We start from the raw sequence: 16,209 nt of genomic DNA, 5'->3' as shown, positions 1-16,209 counted from the left end.
AGGTAGCCTGTAGGACATGACTTCTGACTTCCAGCGTGCCGACGGCCGCGCCCTCGACCAGCTGCGTACCGTCCGCATCACCCGCGGTTTCACCTCCAACCCCGCCGGCTCCGTCCTCGTGGAGTTCGGCAACACCCGGGTCATGTGCACTGCCAGCGTCGAACACGGCGTCCCCCGCTTCAAGCGCGACTCCGGCGAAGGTTGGCTCACCGCCGAATACGCCATGCTGCCCGCAGCCACCCACGACCGTATGCCGCGCGAATCCATGCGCGGCAAGGTCAAGGGCCGCACCCACGAGATCTCCCGCCTCATCGGCCGCTCCCTGCGCGCCGCCGTCGACCTCAGCCAGCTCGGCGAGAACACCATCAACATCGACTGCGACGTCCTGCAGGCCGACGGCGGCACCCGTACCGCCTCCATCACCGGCGCCTACGTCGCCCTGGCCGACGCCATCGCCGTCCTGAAGGCGGAGGGCGTGGTCCCCGGCGAGCCGCTCCTCCCGCCAGTCGCCGCCGTCTCCGTCGGCCTGGTCGACGGCAACGTCTGCCTAGACCTGCCCTACGAGGAGGACTCCCGCGCAGAGGTCGACCTCAACGTCGTCATGACGGAGAGGGGCAACTTCGTGGAGATCCAGGGCACCGGTGAGAACGGTGACTTCAGCAGGGAACAGCTCGGCCTCATGCTGGACTCCGCGGAGAAGGGCTGCCATGAGCTCATCGCCGCCCAGCGCGCCGCCCTGGGGATCTGATGCAGATCCTCGTCGCCTCGAACAACGCCAAGAAACTCGGCGAGCTGGAGCGCATCCTTGCCGGGGCCGATGTCGCCGGTATCGAGCTGCTCCCCCTCAGCCAGGCCCCGGCCTACGGGGAACCTGTCGAGGACGGCCGTACCTTCGCCGACAACGCGCTGATCAAGGCCCGCGCGGGTGCACGGGCCACCGGCCTGGTGTGCATCGCCGATGACTCGGGTCTGTCGGTGGAGGAACTCAACGGCATGCCCGGCGTCCTCTCTGCCCGGTGGTCGGGCCGCCACGGTGATGACGAGGCTAACAACGCCCTTCTGCTCGGGCAGATGGCACATGTTCCCGACGGGCGGCGTGCCTGCGCTTTCGTCTCGGTGTGCGCACTGGTCACCCCGGAGGGGGAGGAACATGTCGCCGAGGGCCGGTGGGAGGGCACCCTGCTGCGCGAGCCGGTGGGGGAGAACGGCTTCGGCTATGACCCCCTCTTCCTGCCCGCCGATGAGATCGCAGCGGGGCGTTCCTCCGCACAGCTGACACCGGAGGAGAAGAACTCCCTGTCACACCGCGGCAAGGCGCTGGCGCAGCTGGTGGAGGTCATCCGCCACCTGGCCGCCCGCTGACCGGATCCTCCTTTCCGCTTTGGCGCCGTATCTTCGCTCCGGCGGAGTGCTGCTGGAATTCAGTGTCATTGAACTGCAGTAGCCCACCGTCGGGTGGGCACCACCCCACCCGCCCGGACCCGGGATCTGTGTCCATATGACCCAACCCCCCGGCACCATCACGCTGATCACGGTTGGCACTGTGATGACTGCGGCACAGAACGGTCAGATTCTCGATGTCGGTGCCACCCCCGGCCAACCACGACCGGATGTGATGGATATCCGCCTCCCCCACCCCCACCGTGCACCCGGGTCGGGTGCAGCACAACTCCCGGGCGAACAACGCCAACCGCTGAGCCAGACTCGCTGACCGCTGCGTGCGCCCCAGGTCCAGCACCGCACCCCGGTCATCGTGGAGCACCCCCAGGTCATACCGCGCCGCCCCCAGGCGCAGGATATCGGCCGGGCCGAGCAGATGACCGGTACTGCTCGGGAACCGGTCCCCACCCGCCACCCCCTCCAGTTCAGCCGCCGTCATCGACACCGCCACCGAACCCACCCCCTGGCGGGTGTGGGCCGAGTCTGCGGCCAGGTAGGCCGCCACGACAGCCATGAGCTGATCCACCAGACGTACGGCCATGGGACGGGCATCCTCCTCCGCCGGCACCGAGGCATTGACCCCGGGACGCCGCCCCGGGGTCAGAGCGGCCTGGAGCATGGCCAGGCCGGCGGCATCGAGGTACATCGACACCTGCGCACCACCATCCGCATCCTGCGCCCCGATACTCAGCCGGCGTTTGCGGGCCGCGGCGAAAGGATCCTTCCTGCTCTGCGGGGTCCGCCCGCGCCGGTTGGCCTCCCGGATGCGCCCGCGCAGCCAGATGCGCAGATCCTCCAGCCCACGGTGCTGCGCCTCGGCCAGGGCCAGGGCGAGCAGCTGCTGGTAGCTGGGTTCGGAGTGGGCGTTGAGGTGCTCCAGCTCGCGGGAGATCATCGCCTGTTTCTCTGCGGAGGCCGCCTCGCGGGCGGCGTCACGGGCCTGGCGCTGGGCCTCCTCCTGGCGGCGCAGACGCTCAGCCTCGGCCTCGCGCCGACGCTGTTCCTCGGCCTCATCCCGGGCCGGTCCCTCCGGCTCCGGCGGTGGGGGCTTGGGTGGGGCGAACAACGCCTCCCCGCGTTGGAGGCGGGAGCGGGCCTCCGAACGCGACAGTCCCAGCGCGCGCATCAGATACTCAAGAGAATGCACCGCACCGACATACTTCCCCGCCCCGGCACGGTCGGCGGCGTAGGCGAAGGCAGCATCAATATAGCCCCTGTGGGCAGCCGCCTCCTCGAGGCGTTCAAATTCGGGCCGGATCCGGTCGAAATCCATTCCGGCAGGGTCGGTCATGAGGGCGGAGAGTTCCAGGTAGCTGCTGTTGATTCGTCTGATGAGTGTGGCGAGGTGGTCCACGTCCACGTTTATCCCCCCAGTCTGTTCGCTTTCATATTCGACAGTAGTGCTCTCACTGCAGGCGTCAAGGCCCAACTGGCAAACGCCCGTTCGATCACCCCCGAACAGTAGGAACACCTGTCGGCCGACAGGCCCTAACCTCGGCTCTGAGGCCCCCACCCGCGTCGGCTAGGCTTCCAGAAATGACCCCGCACAACATCGACGATCCCCGGAATCGCCCGAGTGGGCTGACCACGGAGCGCCAGTACGTTCTCACTCTCGGCTGCCCTGACGGCACCGGCATCGTGGCCCGCCTGTCCACCTTCCTCGCGGAGAAGGGTGGTTGGATCACGGAAGCCGCCTATTTCACGGATCCGGAGAACAACTGGTTTTTCACCCGGCAGGCCATCCGTGCGGATTCGGTGGACATGGACATTGAGGAGCTGCGGGAGGCATTCGCCCCCGTGGCGGAGGAATTCGGTCCGAAGGCGCAGTGGCGCCTGTGGGACACCGCGGAGCTGAAGAAGGTCGTCATCCTGGTCTCCCGGGAGGGGCACTGCCTGCATGACCTGCTCGGACGGGTGGCGGAGAATGACTATCCGATGGAGGTCGTGGCCGTGGTGGGTAACCACGACAACCTCTCCTATATTGCGGACAACCACGGGGTGCCGTTCTATCATGTGCCGTTCCCGAAGGACGCCGTCGGCAAGCGGAGGGCCTTCGAGGAGGTCGGGGAGATCGTGAACTCCTACACTCCCGACGCCATCGTCCTGGCCCGGTTCATGCAGATCCTGCCGCCGGATTTCTGCGAGATGTGGTCCGGAAAGGTGCTCAACATCCACCACAGCTTCCTGCCGTCTTTCATGGGGGCGCGCCCCTACCATCAGGCGCATCAGCGTGGCGTGAAGCTCATCGGTGCGACGTGTCATTTTGCCACCTCGGACCTGGATGACGGCCCCATCATCGAGCAGGATGTCATCCGGGTGACGCACAAGGACACTCCGGAGGAGATGCAGCGCCTGGGTCGGGACGCGGAGAAGAACGTCCTCGCCCGCGGTCTGCGCTGGCACCTGGAGGACCGGGTGCTGGTCTACGGCAACCGCACGGTGGTCTTCGACTGACCTGCACAGAAAAAAGGGGCGCAGTTCCAAGCACTGAACTGCGCCCCTTTCTGCGTCAACCCGTCAGACCAGGCGGAACTTCTCCTTCACCTCGCGGCGTCGGTTCGCCTCGACGATGAAGGAGAGGAAGGGTACGACGCCGGAGATGGCGGTGGTGAACCACACGGCGGGCTTCCAGCGGGCCTTCAGGCCGAGGTTGAGGGTGGCCAGCAGGTAGATCATGTAGGCCCAGCCGTGGAGGATTGCCACCCAGGTGGACCAGGTGGGCATCGCCATGTTGAGCACGTACTCCATCACCATGCGGATGACCAGCAGGATGAGGAACACGCCGGTGATCCACGCTGAGACCGAGAAGATGCTCAGCGCGGACTGCACCCGCTTCTGGCGTTCGGGGTGGATCTTCGGGGCGGTCGAGGTGGTGGTCATGTGTCGCTGTCTCCAGTCAGGTCAGTGTCTGCTTGTCGACGCCCCCGCCGGGGCGTGTTCAGCTCGTTGAAGGTGTCGACGTCGATGGTCGGGCGTTCGGGCAGGAAGTCCTCGTTGATCTCGGTCACCTGGTCCTCGAACAGTTTCGCGTCGGCCTCGTACAGGAAGTCGGGGTCCTCGGCGTTGTTGGCGGCCTCGATCATCTCGTTCTCGTACTGCATGTACTTGCGGTAGGCGAAGATGAAGAAGAGGCCGAACAGGGGCCACTGCAGGGCGTAGCCGAGGTTCTGGAACGTACCCGACCCGGCCTGGAAGCGGGTCCACTGCCACCAGGCCAGCGCCAGGGTCCCGGCCACGGCGATCGCGAGGAAGATGATGTGCGACGCGCGCACCTTCTTCTGCTGTCGTCGTTGTCCATTGTTGTCGCTCACAGCCATCTAGATTACCCCGCATCCACCAAAAGGTGGAGTTCGGTCATTTCTGCCCAGGCTGCACGTGTGGGTATCATTGTCCGGCAGGCGCCCGTGGCGGAACTGGCAGACGCGCTGGATTTAGGTTCCAGTGTCCTAGGACGTGGGGGTTCGATTCCCCCCGGGCGCACACTTTTCAGGGCTTTCCATCGCTGGCGGTGGGAGGCCCTTCCCGCCTTTTCTGGGGTGGGGGAGGCGGTCCGTGAGGCGCCGGGTACCATCCGCCGCCGGCCAGCAGGCGGCCTCCGCGGTGGAGGATAGGGCGCAGCCGTTGGTCGAGGATGCGAAATCGGTGGCCCATCCCAGCCGTGCAGCCCCAGCGCCGCACTGTCGTCCCCGGGGCTGTGTCCATCATCTCGACAAACGCGTCCTGTAGTGAGAATCACATAAGCGCCCACTTTTATGACGGTGGGAGGTGGGGAGTGAAACCGCCCCCTCGCAGACCAGACATGGTTTTGCGGGGGAGACGAGGTTTAGCAACCTACCCGAGCGTAGCCCATTCTGGTCCCGCAGGAGGGCGTCCCGTTCCGACACCCGCCTCAAAGATGACGCTTTCCTCAGGTTTCTATGGCATATTTGGCTTTCAAAACTTGTGGGCACACCTGTGTCCTCAGTTTCGCCATGCACAAAGTAGGAAACACAGGAGCGAGTTCTCACGTGACCGAATACAGCACCTCCTTCGGGACGGATCGACTGATCAACCGCTTCGACCGCGAGCCGTACGCCCTGGCCTTCTCCGGCCAGGGATTCGACTGGTTGAAGACCCTGCGCGCGGCCGTCGCCGCCGGTGTCGGCACCGCCGTCACCTCCCTGGTCGACGGCGCATCCGCAAAGCTCGCGCCGGTCGCGGACGAGCTGGCGGGCACCCGCCCGCACGGTTTCGACCCCGTCACCTGGGCGCGTGATGAGGAAGGCCCGGCCTTCGACGTCGCCACGGCCGCCATCAGCGTCCCGGGTATCTTCACCTCCCAGCTGGCCGTCCTGGAGTCCCTGGACCGTCAGGGCCTCGAGCTCGACAAGGCCGTCACCGCCGTCGGCCACTCCCAGGGCAAGCTCGCCTCCCTGCTCATGGCAGGCCGCGCCGAGTCCGACGATCTGCTCGCCATCGCGCAGCTGATCGGCGCCGCCATGACCCGCACAGCCCGCATCACCGGCCTCATCCGCCAGGGCGAGCTGTCCCCGATGGTCTCCGTCCGCGGCATCACCCGTGAGCAGCTGCAGCTGGCCATCGACAAGGCCTGCGCCGAGGTACCGGAGGAGCTGCGTCCGGCCATCGGTCTGCGCAACACCCGTGACACCTACGTCCTGGTCGGCCGTCCGCAGGACCTCGCCGTCGTCCAGGAGCTGCTGGGCAAGTTCGCGGCCAGGGATACCCGGGCCATCGAGAACAAGGAGCGTGGCGGAGCCCCCTTCGACCCGCGTTTCGACGCCCTGTCCATCCAGTCCGCCTTCCATCACCCGGCCATGGCCTCCGCTGTCGAGCAGACCGTCACCTGGGCAGCCAAGGCCGGCCTGGACACGGACATCGCCCGTGAGGCCGCCGAGCTGGTCCTGACCGCCCCGGTCGACTTCCCGGCGGAGCTCAACGCCGCCGTCGAGGCCGGTGCCCGCTGGATCCTCGAGGTCGGCCCGGACGGTGGCATGCTGCCGCTGACCCGCCGCATCCTCGCCGGCCGCGGCGTCGGTACCCTCGACGTCTCCGGCACCGACGGCCAGGCCGAGCTCTTCGACGCCGGCCTGGCCCCCGAGCTGCCGCGCGACTGGTCCGAGTTCGCCCCGCGCCTGGAGAAGGTCAACGGCCAGGTCCGCCTGGTCACGAAGTTTACCGAGGTCACCGGCTACACCCCGATGACCCTGCCGGGCATGACCCCCACCACCGTCGACCCCGCCATCGTCGCGGCGGCCGCGAACGCCGGCCACTGGGCCGAGCTCGCCGGCGGCGGCCAGGTCACCGAGACCATGCTCGAGGAGAACATCGCGCGCCTGCACTCCCTGCTGAAGCCGGGGGTCAACGCCCAGTTCAACTCCATGTTCCTCAACCCCTACCTGTGGCGCATGCAGGTCGAGGGCAAGCGTCTCGTGCCGCGCGCCCGCGCCAACGGCGCCCCGATCGACGGCATCATCATCACCGCCGGCCTGCCCCCGCACGATGAGGCCGTCGCCCTCGTGCGCGAGCTGCGCGACGCCCACTTCCCGTGGGTCGTGTTCAAGCCGGGTGCCGTCAAGCACATCCGCCAGGTACTCAAGATCGCCGCCGACGTGCCGGAGATCCCGGTCATCGTCCAGGTCGAGGGCGGCAAGGCCGGTGGACACCACTCCTGGGAGGATCTCGACGAGCTGCTGATCGCCACCTACGGTGAGCTCCGCGAGCACGACAATGTCATCCTCCTGGTCGGCGGCGGCATCGGCACCCCGGAACGGGCCGCCGAGTACATCACCGGTTCCTGGTCCCAGAAGTACGACCTGCCGGCCATGCCCACCGACGGCATCCTCCTCGGCACCGCCACCATGGCGACCCTCGAGTCCACCGCCTCCGAGGCCGTCAAGCAGGCGCTTGTCGACGCCCCCGGTTCCGACGAATGGGCAGGCGCCGGCCGCGCCCAGGGTGGTGTGGCCTCCGGCCGCTCCCAGCTCGGCGCCGACCTCTACGAGATCGAGAACTCCTTCGCCAAGGCCGGCCGCCTCCTCGACGAGGTCGCCGGCGACGATGACGCAGCGGTCGCCCGCCGCGAGGAGATCATCGCGGCCATCAACAAGACCGCCAAGCCCTACTTCGGCGACGTCGAGACCATGACCTACATCGAGTGGCTGAACCGCTACCTCGAGATCTCCGGCCCCTACAAGGGCGAGTGGGTCGACGTCTCCTGGTTCAACCGCTTCGTCGAGATGGTCGGGCGCACCGAGGCCCGCCTCACCGACGTCGACCACGGCCAGTTCGAGGCCCGCGTCGACGTGGACGTGGACAACCCGGGCGCGGCCGTCGAGAAGCTCGCTGAGCTCTACCCCTACGCGGACCGCGACCTGATCCACCCGGCCGACCAGGCCTGGTTCTCCAAGCTGCTGCTCAACCCGGGCAAGCCGGCCAACTTCGTCCCCGTCATCGACGGTGACGTGCGCCGCTGGTGGCGTTCCGACTCCCTGTGGCAGGCCCACGACGAGCGTTACGACGCCGACCAGGTCTGCATCATCCCGGGTACCGCCGCCGTCGCCGGCATCACCCGCGCCAACGAGCCGGTCGCCGATCTCCTCGACCGCTTCAACCAGGCCTCCATCGACACCCTGACCGCCGCCGGCGAGCAGCCGGTCGAGGTGGAGAAGTCCGTCGTCGAGCGCGTCCTGACCGCCTCCGGCACCTACTGGGCCGGCCGCCACCAGGCCTCCTACATCGAGCGTCTCGGTGACACCGACCAGTGGACCATCGCCGAGGACGGTGCCTCTGCAGCACACGCCGCCACCGGCGCCCGCCTGGCTGCCGAGGACGCCGAGCACGCCGTGCTCACCGTCCCGCTGGCCGGTTCCACCGCTGCCGGCACCACCACCGACCTGAACATCCGTTTCACCCTGCCGGCAGAGGCCCCGCTGTCCGCCGTCCCGCAGGTCACCGCGGCCGACGCCGAGGCCGCCATGGCCGAGCTGACCCGCGTGGCAGCCGGCGGCGAACTCGCCGAGGTCTCCGCCGCAGGTGTCGCCGAGTGGACCACTACCCTCGACGCCGGCCACCTGGCCGACTACGACAACGTCACCGCCGGCTACCTGCCGAACAACCTGACCGTCGAGAACACCGCACCCGACCTCCTCGTCGGCCGCGCCTGGCCGGCCGTCTTCGCCGCCGTGCGTTCCGCCGTCATCCCGGGCACCGACTCCGCCTCCGTGGTCGAGGGCATGCTCTCCCTGGTCCACCTCGAGCACCACCTGACCATGCTCGCCGAGCTGCCGGACGTCTCCGCCGGCCCGGCCAACCTCAGGGTCACCGCCACCGCCGACGAGGTCGCCGACACCGACCTCGGCCGCCTCGTGGTCGTGCGCGCCGAGCTGAGCGTCGACGGCACCCCGCTGGCCAAGCTCTCCGAGCGTTTCGCCATCCGCGGCCGCAACGGCAAGACCACCGCCCGCACCAACACCTCGGCCCTGCCGTCCGTGGTGGACACCCCGCGTTCCTTCCGTGCCTTCGCACGTGTCGTCGCACCGGAGTCCATGCACCCCTTCGCCGTCGTCTCCGGTGACCGCAACCCGATCCACGTCTCCGACACCGCCGCCGGTCTCGCCGGCCTGCCGGGCGTGATCGTCCACGGCATGTGGACCTCTGCCATCGGTGAGCTCGTCGCCGGCGCCGGCTTCACCGAGGACGGTGTCACCACCGCCCCGGCCCGCGTCGTCGAGTACACCGCCACCATGCTGGCCCCGGTCCTGCCGGGCCAGACCATCGAGTTCACCGTCGAACGCTCCGGCGTGGACAACCGCCCCGGCCACGGGGAGGTCCGCTCCGTCACCGCGACCGTCAACGGCAACATGGTGCTCACCGCCACCGCCGTCACGTCCGCGCCGAGCACCTTCTACGGCTTCCCGGGACAGGGCATCCAGTCCCAGGGCATGGGCATGGATTCGCGTACCTCCTCCGCCGCCGCGCGTGAGGTCTGGGACCGCGCTGACCGCCACACCCGCACCAGGCTGGGCTTCTCCGTCCTGGAGATCGTCCAGAACAACCCGACCGAGGTCGTCGTCTCCGGCGAGCGTTTCCACCACCCGGACGGCGTGCTCTTCCTCACCCAGTTCACCCAGGTGGCCATGGCCACCCTCGGCTGCGCACAGATCGCCGAGATGCGTGAGGCAGGCGCCCTGAACAAGCGCGCCTGGTTCGCCGGCCACTCCGTCGGTGAATACAACGCCCTGGCCGCCTACTCCGGCGTCCTCTCCCTCGAATCCGTCGTGGAGATCGTCTACCGCCGTGGCCTGACCATGCACCGCCTGGTCGAGCGCGACGCGGAGGGCAACTCCAACTACGGCCTCGCCGCCCTGCGCCCCAACAAGATGGGCCTGTCCGCCGCCAACGTCTTCGACTACGTCCAGGACCTGGCGGAGCGCACCGGCGAGTTCCTCGAGATCGTGAACTACAACATCGCCGGCGTCCAGTACGCCGTCGCCGGCACCCGCGCCGGGCTGGCCGCGCTCAAGGCCGACGCCGAGGAGAAGGCACCGGGCCAGCGCGCGTTCATCATGATCCCGGGCATTGACGTGCCCTTCCACTCCAGCCACCTGCGCGACGGTGTGGGCGATTTCCGTGAGCACCTCAGCTCGCTCATCCCGGAGGCCATCAACCTGGACATCCTGGTTGACCGCTACATCCCGAACCTCGTGGCCCGCCCCTTCGAGCTGAGCCGCGAGTTCGTCGAGTCCATCACCGAGGTCGTCTCCTCCCCGTACATCGATGAGATCCTCGCCGATTTCGACACCGCCGCCGCTGACCCGCAGAAGCTCGGCCGCACCCTGCTCATCGAGCTGCTGGCCTGGCAGTTCGCCTCCCCGGTCCGCTGGATCGAGACGCAGGACCTCATCCTGCGCTCCCAGGACAACGGTGGTCTGGGCATCGAGCGTTTCGTAGAGGTCGGCGTCGGTTCCGCACCGACCCTGGCCAACATGATGGGTCAGACCCTGCGTCTGCCGCAGTACGCCGGCACCCCGATCGAGGTCCTCAACGTCGAGCGCGACCGCCCGGTCGTGTTCTCCTCCGACGAGATCACCCGCGAGGTCACCGAGGACGTCACCGAGACCCCGGCGGAGGAGACCGCACCGGCGGCGAAGTCCGCCACCGCGGGCCCCGCACCGGTCAGCGCCAACGCCCCGACCGGTGCCACCGTCCCGGCTGCCACCCCGGCCCCGGTCGCCGCCGCCGGCGCAGGCACCCCGGACGACATCGAGTTCACCCCGGCTGACGCCACGGGGATGCTCGTCGCCGTGTGGACCAAGGTCCGCCCGGATCAGATGGGTTCGGCGGACTCCATCGAGACCCTCGTCGAGGGTGTCTCCTCCCGCCGTAACCAGCTGCTGCTGGACCTGGGTGTGGAGTTCGGCCTGGGTGCCATCGACGGCGCCGCTGACGCCGAGCTCGACGCACTCAAGGCCACCGTGACCAAGATGGCCAAGGGGTACAAGGCCTTCGGCCCGGTCCTCGGTGACTCCGTCGCCGACGCCCTGCGCCGCATCACCGGACCGACCGGCAAGAAGCCGAACTACATCTCCGAGCGCGTCACCGGCACCTGGCAGCTGGGCCAGGGCTGGGCCGACCACGTTGTCGCTGAGGTGGTCATCGGTGCCCGCGAGGGTGCCTCCCTGCGCGGCGGTGACCTGGCGACCCTGTCCCCGGCCGCCCCGTCCAACGCCGGTGAACTCGATCAGCTCATCGACGCCGCCGTCCAGGCCGTCGCCGCCCGCCGTGGTGTGGCCGTCGGCCTGCCGTCGGCCGGTGGTGCCTCCGGCGGGGTCGTGGACTCCGCAGCCCTCGGTGCATTCGCCGAGCAGGTCACCGGCAGGGAAGGCGTCCTGGCGGAGACCGCCCGCACCATCCTCGCCCAGCTGGGCATCAGCGAGGTCGAGTCCCAGAGTGTCGAGGAGGAGAGCGACGAGAATGCCGCCCTGTTCGACCTCGTCTCCCGCGAGCTCGGCTCCGACTGGCCCCGCCAGGTCGCGCCGCGTTTCTCCGCCGACGAGGCCGTGCTTCTCGACGACCGCTGGGCCTCCGCTCGCGAGGACCTCACCCGCGTCGCCCTCGGCGAGCTCGACGCCGCTGAGCTGGATCTGACGGGTGCCGGCGAGAACGTCGCGAAGCAGGCCGAGTACCTGGGTCTGACGGAGCTGGCCGCCCAGGCCCGCAACGAGGAGACCCTGCGCTTCGCCGCGGACGTCGCCGTGGTCACCGGTGCCTCCCCGAACTCGATCGCCGCCGGCGTCGTCGCCGAGCTGCTCGAGGGTGGTGCCACCGTCGTGGTCACCACCTCCAGCCTCTCGCACTCCCGCCTCGGCTACTACAAGGAGCTCTACGCACGTTCCGCCCGCGGCACCGCCGCCATGTGGATCGTCCCGGCGAACCTGAGCTCCTACGCGGACCTCGACGCCGTCATCGACTGGATCGGCAACGAGCAGACCGCCACCGTCAACGGCCAGAAGAAGGTCCTGAAGAAGGCCCTCGTCCCGACGCTGCTGTTCCCGTTCGCGGCACCGCGTGTCATGGGCTCGCTTCTCGACGCCGGCCCGGCCGCCGAGTCCCAGATGCGCCTGCTGCTGTGGGCCGTCGAGCGTCTCATCGCCGGCCTGTCCGCCATCGGCGTGGACACCCAGGTGGGCAAGCGACTCCACGTCGTCCTGCCGGGCTCCCCGAACCGTGGCCGCTTCGGTGGTGACGGCGCCTACGGCGAGGCCAAGGCCTCCCTCGACGCCCTGGTCACCCGCTGGAACGCCGAGCAGGTCTGGGGCGAGCGCACCAGCCTCGTCCACGCCTTCATCGGCTGGGTCCGCGGCACCGGACTCATGGGCGGCAATGATCCGCTCGTCGAGACCATCGAGTCCAAGGGCGTGCAGACCTTCTCCAACGAGGAGATGGCCGAGCTGCTCGTCTCCCAGATCACCGCAGATGTCCGCGCCGAGGCCGCCAAGACCCCGGTCACCGTGGACTTCACCGGTGGGCTGGGCGAATCCGACGTCAACATCTCCCAGCTGGCCGCCGAGGCGGCAGCAGAGGCGGAGCAGACCGGCGCGGAGAAGCAGGACATCGAGGAGCCGCGCACCCTGACCGCGCTGCCCACCCCGTACCGCCGCTTCGAGTGGACCGCACCGGAGTTCACCGGTGTGACCCGCAAGCTCGACGACATGATCGTCATCGTCGGCGCCGGCGAGCTGAGCCCCTACGGCTCCGCCCGTACGCGTTTCGACGCCGAGCTCACCGGCGACCTCACCGCCGCCGGTGTCATCGAGCTGGCCTGGACCATGGGTCTGATCCACCGTGACGGTGACGCCTGGTACGACGCCGAGGACCAGGAGATCGCCGAGGAGGACATCTACGGCCGCTTCCATGACGAGGTCCTGGGCAAGGTCGGTGTCCGCCGCTACCACGACGACTTCTTCATGGTCGACAACCTGGCGCCGGAACTGACCACCGTCTACCTGGACAAGGACCTCTCCTTCTCCGTCGCCTCCCGCGAGGAGGCCAAGACCTTCGTTGACTCCGAGCCGGACCACACCTCCGCCTTCTTCGACGAGGAATCCGGTGAGTGGACCGTCGTCCGCCACACCGGCTCCGCCGTCCGCGTCCCGCGCCGCACCACCATGTCGCGCTTCGTCGGCGGCCAGATCCCGGAGGGCTTCGACCCCGCCGTGTACGGCATCCCCGCCGACATGATCGACAACCTCGACCGCCTGGCACTGTGGAACCTCGTCTGCACCGTCGACGCGTTCCTCTCCTCCGGCTTCACCCCGGCGGAACTGCTGCGCGACGTCCACCCGGCACGCGTGTCCTCCACCCAGGGCACCGGCATGGGCGGCGTCGAGTCCATGCGCTCCCTCTACCTCGACGGCCTGCTCGCCGAGCCGCGCGCGAACGACATCCTGCAGGAGGCCCTGCCCAACGTCGTCGCCGCCCACGTCATGCAGTCCTACGTCGGTGGCTACGGCCAGATGATCCACCCGGTCGCCGCCTGCGCCACCGCCGCCGTCTCCGTCGAGGAGGGCTACGACAAGATCGCCCTGGGCAAGGCCGACTTCGTCGTCGCCGGCGGTCTGGATGACCTCTCCATCGAGGGCATCACCGGCTTCGGCGACATGGCCGCCACCGCCGACTCCACCGAGATGGAGAACAAGGGCATCGAGCACCGCTTCTTCTCCCGCGCCAACGACCGTCGCCGCGGCGGCTTCATCGAATCCGAGGGTGGCGGCACCGTGCTGCTGGCCCGCGGTTCCGTCGCCGCCGACCTCGGCCTGCCGGTCCTGGGTGTCGTCGCCTTCGCCGAGTCCTTCGCCGACGGTGCACACACCTCCATCCCGGCCCCGGGACTGGGTGCCCTGGGCGCGGCCCGCGGTGGCGCTGACTCCCGTCTGGCGTACCAGCTGGCCGAGGTGGGTGTGTCCGCCGACGAGATCTCGATCATCTCCAAGCACGACACCTCCACCAACGCCAACGACCCGAACGAGTCCGACCTGCACGAGCGCATCGCCGCCTCGCTGGGACGTGCCGACGGCAACCCGCTGTACGTCATCTCCCAGAAGTCGCTGACCGGCCACGCCAAGGGCGGTGCCGCAGCCTTCCAGATGATCGGTCTGACCCAGGTCCTGCGTTCCGGCCTCCTGCCGGCCAACAACTCGCTCGACTGCGTCGACCCGGTCCTGGCCCAGCACCAGCACCTGGTGTGGCTGCGCAAGCCGCTCGACCTGTCCGCGAAGGCCCCGAAGGCCGGCCTGGTCACCTCGCTCGGCTTCGGCCACGTGTCCGCCCTGGTCGCCGTCGTCCACCCGGGCGCGTTCCTCGAGGCCCTGCGCCAGGAGCGCGGCCAGGACGCCGCAGCAGCCTGGGCCAAGGCCGCCACCGCCCGTGAGGAGGCCGGCCTGCGCCGTATCGTCGACGCCATGTACGGCGGCGCCCCGCTCTACGAGCGCCCCGCCGACCGTAACCTCGGCGGCACCGGCGACGTGGTCAAGGCCCGCGAGGCAGCGGTCCTGCTCGACCACGACGCCCGTCTCGTCGACGGTGTCCTGCGCACGGGTGCGGAGATCCGCGCCTAACCCGCTGGATGCCTGAAGGCCCGCACTGCCCTGACCGGGGGAGTGCGGGCCCTCGTCGTTTCCGGAGGTTGCCGCCGGTTGGGGCACAATGACAGGCATGCATCACATCGGCGTCGACATCGTCCACGTGCCCGGCTTCCGGGAGCAGCTGGAACGGCCCGGCTCCCGTTTCGAGGAGGTCTTCACCGTCCTGGAGCTGCGGGTGGCGGGGCAGCGGCCCGACCGGGCCCTGCACCTGGCGGGCCGTTGGGCGGCGAAGGAGGCCTTCATCAAGGCGTGGTCGCAGGCGATCTACGGCCGGCCCCCGCTCATCTCCCCGGACCTGGTGGACTTCCGGGAGATCGAGATCCAGCCGGACCGGTGGGGGCGGGTCGCGGTGGTCGTCCGCGGGGAGATCAAGAAGGCCCTGCGGGCCAGCCTGGGGGAGGTGACCACCAGCCTGTCGATCAGCCATGACGGCGGCACCGCGGTGGCGACCTGTCTGATCGCGGGGGTTTAGACGGGGCTGGAACCTGTTGCCGCGCGTCCGTGACACGTGATTGAATTAAGGGAAAGAATGTGTTGCAGGTCACAGAGATGGGAGTGCCGGTGATCGCCAATCCCTACGTCGAATCATTCCTGGACTTGTCCGCCAGGGTGCATGATGCGGGTCTGCTGCGGCGCCGGCCCGGTCTCTACTGGCCGCGCATCCTGTTCTGGACGATCGGCATGGTACTCCTCCTCGTCGCGGTGGTCCTGGCCGGTGACGGCTGGTACCAGCTCATCTTTGCCGCCCTGCTGGGGGTGGCGATGTCCCGCCTGGGTTTCCTCAGCCACGAGGCGGCCCACCAGGAGATCTTCGAGGACCGCCGGTGGAACGAATGGACCGCCCGGGTCCTGGCCGGCCTGTTCATCGGGCTGAGCTACGGGTGGTGGATGAACAAACACAGTCGGCATCACGCCCACCCCAACAAGGAGGGCTCGGACCCTGACCTGGATCTTCGGGTGCTGTCCCTGACCCCGGAACGTGCTGCCGTCCGCACCGGACTGTCCGCGAGACTGGCCCGCTACCAGGGGTGGTATTTCCTGCCCCTGCTGCCCTTCGAAGGATTCGCCCTGCACGTCACCTCCGTGAAGAACATTCTCGGCCCCGGTCACGTCAAACTCCGGTGGGTGGAGATCCTCTTCGTCGGCCTCCGGCTGCTGGGCATCCCGATCCTGCTCTTCCTCGCCCTGCCCTTCTGGCTGGCGCTGGCTTTTCTGGTGGTGCAGACCCTCGTGTTCGGCCTGCTCCTCGGTGGTGCCTTTGCCGCCAGCCACATCGGCATGCCGGTGGTGCCCCATGATGCGAAGCTCGATTTCCTGCGCCGCCAGGTGTACATGTCCCGCAACATCCGCGGGAACCTGCTGGTGCGCTACCTCATGGGCGGGCTGCAGTACCAGATCGAACACCACCTGTTTCCCAGGGTCCCACGCCCGAACCTCCCGGCCCTGCAGAAACTGGTCCGCGAACACTGCTCAACCCTGGGGATCCGTTACACGGAGATGACCCTGGGGGAGGCCTACAAGGTGATCATCGGCTACCTCAACCAGGTCGGCCTGCGCAACCGTGACCCGTTCGCCTGCCCGCTGGTACTCCAGTACCGGGGCTGAACTCAGGAGGGGATGAGAGGAA

The 16,209-nt window shown here is 68.6% G+C and carries 9 protein-coding genes and 1 tRNA gene; 7 read left to right on the top strand and 3 right to left on the bottom strand.

Annotation, left to right across the window (positions count from 1 at the left end):
• The first annotated feature begins 16 nt into the window (after nucleotides 1-16).
• Both rph and rdgB read left to right on the top strand, forming a co-directional pair.
• Complete coding sequence (rph, locus tag EAH68_RS08525; protein WP_126120900.1) at nucleotides 17-748, top strand: ribonuclease PH; 732 nt, start codon at nucleotides 17-19, stop codon at nucleotides 746-748.
• Nucleotides 748-1,362, top strand: a complete 615-nt coding sequence (gene rdgB / locus EAH68_RS08520) for an RdgB/HAM1 family non-canonical purine NTP pyrophosphatase (protein WP_126120899.1) — start codon at nucleotides 748-750, stop codon at nucleotides 1,360-1,362. Before rph ends, rdgB begins: the two co-directional genes overlap by 1 nt.
• Here rdgB and EAH68_RS15070 read toward each other — a convergent pair.
• Complete coding sequence (locus tag EAH68_RS15070) at nucleotides 1,337-2,800, bottom strand: HNH endonuclease signature motif containing protein (protein WP_126120898.1); 1,464 nt, start codon at nucleotides 2,798-2,800, stop codon at nucleotides 1,337-1,339. The genes rdgB and EAH68_RS15070 overlap by 26 nt on opposite strands.
• Before the next feature lie 176 nt (nucleotides 2,801-2,976).
• Here EAH68_RS15070 and purU point away from each other — a divergent pair, with 176 nt between their 5' ends.
• Complete coding sequence (gene purU / locus EAH68_RS08510; RefSeq protein ID WP_126120897.1) at nucleotides 2,977-3,894, top strand: formyltetrahydrofolate deformylase; 918 nt, start codon at nucleotides 2,977-2,979, stop codon at nucleotides 3,892-3,894.
• A gap of 63 nt (nucleotides 3,895-3,957) precedes the next feature.
• On the opposite strand, the gene EAH68_RS08505 is transcribed toward purU, so the two are convergent.
• Together EAH68_RS08505 and EAH68_RS08500 are read right to left on the bottom strand one after the other, a co-directional pair.
• Entirely contained in the window at nucleotides 3,958-4,320 is a 363-nt protein-coding gene (locus EAH68_RS08505; protein WP_126120896.1) for a DUF3817 domain-containing protein, read from the bottom strand.
• On the bottom strand, nucleotides 4,317-4,751 hold the full coding sequence (locus EAH68_RS08500) for a hypothetical protein (RefSeq protein ID WP_241228370.1): 435 nt from the start codon (nucleotides 4,749-4,751) through the stop codon (nucleotides 4,317-4,319). The genes EAH68_RS08505 and EAH68_RS08500 overlap by 4 nt, the downstream gene beginning before the upstream one ends.
• Nucleotides 4,752-4,838: 87 nt before the next feature.
• Here EAH68_RS08500 and EAH68_RS08495 point away from each other — a divergent pair.
• The 4 genes from EAH68_RS08495 to EAH68_RS08480 all read left to right on the top strand — a co-directional run bounded on the left by EAH68_RS08495 (nucleotide 4,839) and on the right by EAH68_RS08480 (nucleotide 16,187).
• Nucleotides 4,839-4,920, top strand: a tRNA-Leu gene (locus EAH68_RS08495).
• 527 nt (nucleotides 4,921-5,447) lie between these two features.
• Nucleotides 5,448-14,555 carry a type I polyketide synthase gene (locus EAH68_RS08490; protein WP_126120894.1) on the top strand — a complete coding sequence of 3,036 codons (9,108 nt, stop codon included), beginning with the start codon at nucleotides 5,448-5,450 and terminating at the stop codon, nucleotides 14,553-14,555.
• 88 nt (nucleotides 14,556-14,643) lie between these two features.
• Entirely contained in the window at nucleotides 14,644-15,054 is a 411-nt protein-coding gene (gene acpS / locus EAH68_RS08485; RefSeq protein WP_126120893.1) for a holo-ACP synthase AcpS, read from the top strand.
• 59 nt (nucleotides 15,055-15,113) lie between these two features.
• The gene (locus EAH68_RS08480) at nucleotides 15,114-16,187 is read left to right on the top strand and encodes a fatty acid desaturase family protein (protein WP_241228369.1); all 1,074 of its coding nucleotides are present in this window, start codon (nucleotides 15,114-15,116) and stop codon (nucleotides 16,185-16,187) included.
• Nucleotides 16,188-16,209: the final 22 nt, after the last annotated feature.

Source organism: Corynebacterium hylobatis (genome assembly GCF_003955685.1).
Lineage (GTDB): Bacteria > Actinomycetota > Actinomycetes > Mycobacteriales > Mycobacteriaceae > Corynebacterium > Corynebacterium hylobatis.
Note: the sequence above shows the minus strand (reverse complement) of the source record. Positions and strands in the feature narration are given on the sequence as shown.